General features: G+C 37.3%; 6 protein-coding genes. 3 read left to right on the top strand and 3 right to left on the bottom strand.

Annotation, left to right across the window (positions count from 1 at the left end):
• The first annotated feature begins 133 nt into the window (after positions 1–133).
• Genes mnmA through J7J33_03205 form a run of 3 tightly spaced genes read left to right on the top strand, consistent with a single transcriptional unit; the run spans position 134 to position 1,656 of the window.
• The gene (gene mnmA / locus J7J33_03215) at positions 134–1,150 is read left to right on the top strand and encodes a tRNA 2-thiouridine(34) synthase MnmA (protein MCD6168299.1); all 1,017 of its coding nucleotides are present in this window, start codon (positions 134–136) and stop codon (positions 1,148–1,150) included.
• 40 nt (positions 1,151–1,190) lie between these two features.
• Positions 1,191–1,412, top strand: coding sequence for a ribbon-helix-helix protein, CopG family (locus J7J33_03210; GenBank protein MCD6168298.1), 222 nt, complete (start codon positions 1,191–1,193; stop codon positions 1,410–1,412).
• Positions 1,378–1,656: a type II toxin-antitoxin system RelE/ParE family toxin gene (locus J7J33_03205; GenBank protein MCD6168297.1), complete on the top strand. Its 279-nt coding sequence runs from the start codon at positions 1,378–1,380 to the stop codon at positions 1,654–1,656. Before J7J33_03210 ends, J7J33_03205 begins: the two co-directional genes overlap by 35 nt.
• Here the strand turns inward: J7J33_03205 and J7J33_03200 are convergent.
• The 3 genes from J7J33_03200 to J7J33_03190 all read right to left on the bottom strand — a co-directional run.
• Positions 1,653–2,888 carry a threonine synthase gene (locus J7J33_03200; GenBank protein MCD6168296.1) on the bottom strand — a complete coding sequence of 412 codons (1,236 nt, stop codon included), beginning with the start codon at positions 2,886–2,888 and terminating at the stop codon, positions 1,653–1,655. The genes J7J33_03205 and J7J33_03200 overlap by 4 nt on opposite strands.
• A gap of 11 nt (positions 2,889–2,899) precedes the next feature.
• A complete protein-coding gene (locus J7J33_03195; protein MCD6168295.1) occupies positions 2,900–4,066 on the bottom strand; it encodes an MFS transporter in 1,167 nt (388 codons plus the stop codon).
• The coding region (locus J7J33_03190; protein ID MCD6168294.1) for a hypothetical protein at positions 4,059–4,491 on the bottom strand (433 nt) is incomplete at its 5' end. The genes J7J33_03195 and J7J33_03190, both read right to left, overlap by 8 nt.

Here is a 4,491-nt window from a genome sequence, read left to right as displayed (position 1 = left end):
TTGCTCATGCTGTATACAAATCAGGTATCCCTTATAGAGAAAGAAACAACTCTTTAACCCTTTCATCCCCTTGACATTATCACAGTATCTGGCACCTGGCGTTGCAAGATGGGGGATCTGGTAGAATTAGGGTGTGAGGGTTTATGCTTTGGTTTCTGGAGGAGTTGATTCTTCTTTTTCTCTCTACCTTTTAAAGAGGAAAGGTTTTGATGTTGTATCTGTTTTTCTCTGGATGTATGATGGACAGAGTTTTGTTAATGCAGAAAAGGTCTCAAAGAAATTGGGTGTTCCCTTTCTCATTCTTGATGTGAGGGAGGAGTTTAAAGAAGAGGTTATTAAAAATTTCATTGAGGAGTATAAAAGAGGGAGAACTCCAAATCCCTGTGTGATATGCAATGAAAGGGTGAAGTTTAACCTTACAATAAAAAAAATCCTTCAAGGAGAGGGAAAGATTGCAACGGGACACTATGCTCGCATTGAGGAAAGGGAGGGGAGATTTTTACTTAAAAAGAGCCTTTACAAGGATAAAGATCAGTCATACATGCTCTACAGACTCAAACAATGGGAGCTTGAAAGAGTTATATTCCCCTTAGGGAACTGGAGAAAAAGCAAAGTTAAAGAGAAGGTCCTTGAACTTAAACTACTTGATGAGATTCCACCTGAAAGTCAGGATGTATGCTTTGTCTATGGAAGAAAGGATAATCTTATTAAAGAAAGAATCGGAGAGAGGGAGGGATTAATTGTTCATGTTTCTGGTAAAGTTCTTGGAAAACATAAAGGGATTCAGTTTTTTACCATAGGGCAAAGATCTGGACTTGATGTTTCATGGAGTGAACCTCTCTATGTGGTAAAAATCATTCCAGAGGAGAATAAAATAATTGTGGGAGAGAAGAGATTTGCCTTTAAGAAGAGATTTATTGCAAACAATTTAAACTGGATTTACTTTGATTCCCCACCAGATGTGTTCAATGCAAAGGTAAAAACAAGATACAAAGGAGAGGAAAGGGAAGGGGAGATTAGGATAATAGGGAAAGATAGGGTGGAGGTAATTCTTAAAGAAGAGATCTTTGCAGTGACTCCAGGTCAATCTGCTGTTTTTTACAAAGATGACTATGTAATTGGTGGGGGAATTATAGATGAGGTTGAGTAAAGTAGAATAATTAATTACAATGTATATAAAGGAGGTTTTTATGGCAAAGACCATCTCTGTAAGGCTTAAGGATGAAACAGTTAGAAAGATAGATATAATTTCAAAAGTGCTCAAACGCTCCAGAAGTTCAATTATTAAAGAGTTAATAGAGTCATATCTTGAGGATTTATACGATGTGGAGGAAGCAAAGAGAATTCTCTCAGATAAAGATGATGAGATAATTTCCCATGAGCAAGCGAAAAAAGAGATATTTTCAGATTAAATGGAAGAAGAGTGCGGTTAAGAGTTTAAAAAGACTTACAAAGAAGGTGAGAGAGAAAATAGTAGATAAAATAGAAGAATTATCACACAATCCATTTTATGGTGAGAAACTTAAGGGAACAGAATTAGACTTAAGGAGATTGAGGATTGGAGAATACAGGGTTATTTATCTTGTGGAAAAAGAGAAACTGTATATTCTCATTATAAAAATTGGGCTTAGGGGAGATGTATACAAAAATATTTAAAGGTTTTTGATTTTTCTCTTTACATCTTCAAAGGAGTTTTCCACGAGTATTGGTTCTCCCACACTCTTCATTGCAGATTCAACATCTTTAAGGCCATTCCCTGTGACTATAACCACTATAACTTCATCCCTATCAATTTCGTTGTTTTTGAGCATCTTAAGGAGTCCAGCAAGTCCTGTAACTCCTGCTGGTTCTCCAAACACTCCAGTTAATTTTCCGAGGAAGGGGATGGCAGAGAGTATCTCTTCATCTGAAACTGATATAAACTTTCCGTTCCATTTCCTTGCATACTTCAATGCCATTGTTCCATTCCTTGGTATCCCAACTGATATGGAGTCTGCAATGGTTTTTGGGTTTTTAAGTGGAGTAACCCTCTCCTTTCCCTCGTTGAAGGCTTTAACAATGGGAGCAGAACCCTCTGCCTGAACTCCTATAACCTCAGGGATTTTATCTATAAGACCAAGAGCATACAAATCATAAAATCCCTTGTAAACTCCACCGTATATAACCCCATCTCCTACAGACACAAAGACTTTATCTGGAGCCTTTCCACCAAGTTGCTCCCATATCTCAAGAGAAACGGTCTTTTTCCCTTCCAAGGTGTATGGATTAAAAGCTGTGTTTCTATTGTACCAACCAAATTCCTCTGATGTCTTTATACACAAATCAAAGGCATCATCATAAGTTCCATTTACACTAAAAACTGTGGATCCAAAGACAAGAAGCTGAGCAATCTTTGCCTTTGGAGCGTTTCTTGGAACAAAAATAAAGGAGGGAAGTCCCACACTTGCTGAGACTCCTGCAAGAGATGATGCAGCATTCCCTGTTGATGCAGTGGTTATTGCCTTAGCACCAATCTCCATTGCCTTTTTAACGGCGACAGCAGAGGCTCTATCCTTTAAAGATGCCGTTGGATTTTTGCCATCATCCTTTATGAAGAGGTTTTTAAGGTTAAGTTTCTCCCTTAAGCGTTTAACTTCATACAAAGGAGTCCAACCGATAGATAATGGTGGAAACTCTCCTTCTTCAACTGGAAGAAGCTCCATGTATCTCCATATATTTAAAGGTCTCTCCTTTAATTTTTTTAAAGAAAAGTTTTCTTTTATTTTTTCATAATCATATATAACCTCAAGGATACCATCGTATCCACACTTGGGACATGTGTAGGTTACTTCATCTGGTGAGTATTCACTTCCACAAAGCACACACTTAAGTTTTTTTACAAAAGCCATACAATCCTCCTTTACAAAACAATCATCATTCCGATGGCGGCAATTATTCCCATGGCTCCACCAAACATAAATGTAGCCACAGGAGAAATTCTCTGCCAGAGAATTCCTGCAATTAAAGATGCAGGAAATAGACCTATACCAACAAGGGTTGCATGAAGTCCTATAAGTGTTGCCTTTAAATCCTTTGGTGCAATGTCAGATACAAGTGCCTTGGAAACCCCCTCTGTAAGTCCCATGTAGATTCCATATATTCCAAAGAGAATGTATATAAACAATGGATTCTTTGTGAGTGAAAAGAGTATGTACACAAGTCCGTAAGTAAGATAACCGATAACAATTATCCATTTTCTACCAATTCTATCCGAAAGTCTCCCTGCAGGATAGGAGAAGAGTGCATAGACTGCATTGTAGGTTAAGTAGAGTAAAAGCACTGAAACTACAGAGAAGCCTATGGTTTTTGCCCTGAGGAGAAGGAATTGATTTGATGAATTTCCAAGGGTAAAGATGAAGGTTACAATTAAAAATCCCTTCAGTTTTGAAGGAAGTTCCTTCCATTTAAAGACAAGTTTCTTTGAAAGTTTTCCTCCCCCAGTTTCTCTTGCAAAGAAGAGAACAATGACACCAAGAATTGCAGGGATAAGACTTAAGAGGAGTAGAGATTTGAATGCAGGTAGATAATTTTTTAACACCTCTGTGCTTCCCTTTATTGATTCAAGTTCGTATCTTCTCATAAACCATATTGCAATGAGTACTCCGGTGAATGCTCCAAGGGTATCAAGGGTTCTGTGAAGACCAAAAGCTGCCCCCCTCTTCTCCTTTACCGATTCTGCAATAAGTGCATCTCTTGGAGCAGTTCTTAATCCCTTCCCAAACCTATCTGTTATTCTTCCAAGGAGAACTCCAGGCCAGCTTGACGCAAGAAACATAAACACCTTTCCAATGGTTGATGAGGAGTATCCAAGTATTGCAAGGGGTTTCCTCTTCCCAATCTTATCTGAGATATGACCTGAGAAGACCTTAAGCAGACTTGCAAGACTCTCAGCAATTCCCTCAATAACTCCTATTATCTCTGGTCCTGAACCAAGAGCAACAAGATAGAGAGATATCAAGGGATAGAACATTTCGCTACTTACATCTGTTAAAAAAGAGGTGATGCCAGTAATAATTACATTACTCATTATTCTCCTCCTCAATGGTAAGTATTGTTCCTTTTCCTTTTACGCTTATATAAATTCTACCACTCTCTCCCTCCTTTACATACCTTCCAACTCCTATGTTTTTAAAATTTTTCCCTTTAAAAATTACATAGGGACTATCAAATTTTACATCAACATAGAAGCCTTTTGGAATTTCAATCTTTCCAATAAAAGATGTGGAGTTTATGTTTATTTTTATGGGAGTTTCTCTCCTACCAATTTTCATATTTAAATACAAAACATTAGATTTAATATTTAACTCCTTTATCGGTATTTCTAAAAGATTAATATCCCCCTTTATAACCTTTCCCTTTATGAGTATTTTTGATTTTATATCCTTATTTATGTAAAGATTCCACTCATTTTTTGGGGATTCACTCCAGAATAAATTTAAATCTTTCACAGTG

Source organism: Caldisericia bacterium (assembly GCA_021158845.1).
Classification (GTDB): Bacteria; Caldisericota; Caldisericia; order B22-G15; family B22-G15; genus B22-G15.
This window is presented reverse-complemented; position numbering and strand designations above follow the sequence as displayed.

Coding starts and splice junctions, on each gene's coding strand:
- J7J33_03210 (MCD6168298.1), top strand. CDS start 1,191: ATGGCAAAGACCATCTCTGTAAGGCTTAAGGATGAAACAGTTAGAAAG.
- J7J33_03205 (MCD6168297.1), top strand. CDS start 1,378: ATGAGCAAGCGAAAAAAGAGATATTTTCAGATTAAATGGAAGAAGAGT.
- J7J33_03200 (MCD6168296.1), bottom strand. CDS start 2,888: ATGGCTTTTGTAAAAAAACTTAAGTGTGTGCTTTGTGGAAGTGAATAC.
- J7J33_03195 (MCD6168295.1), bottom strand. CDS start 4,066: ATGAGTAATGTAATTATTACTGGCATCACCTCTTTTTTAACAGATGTA.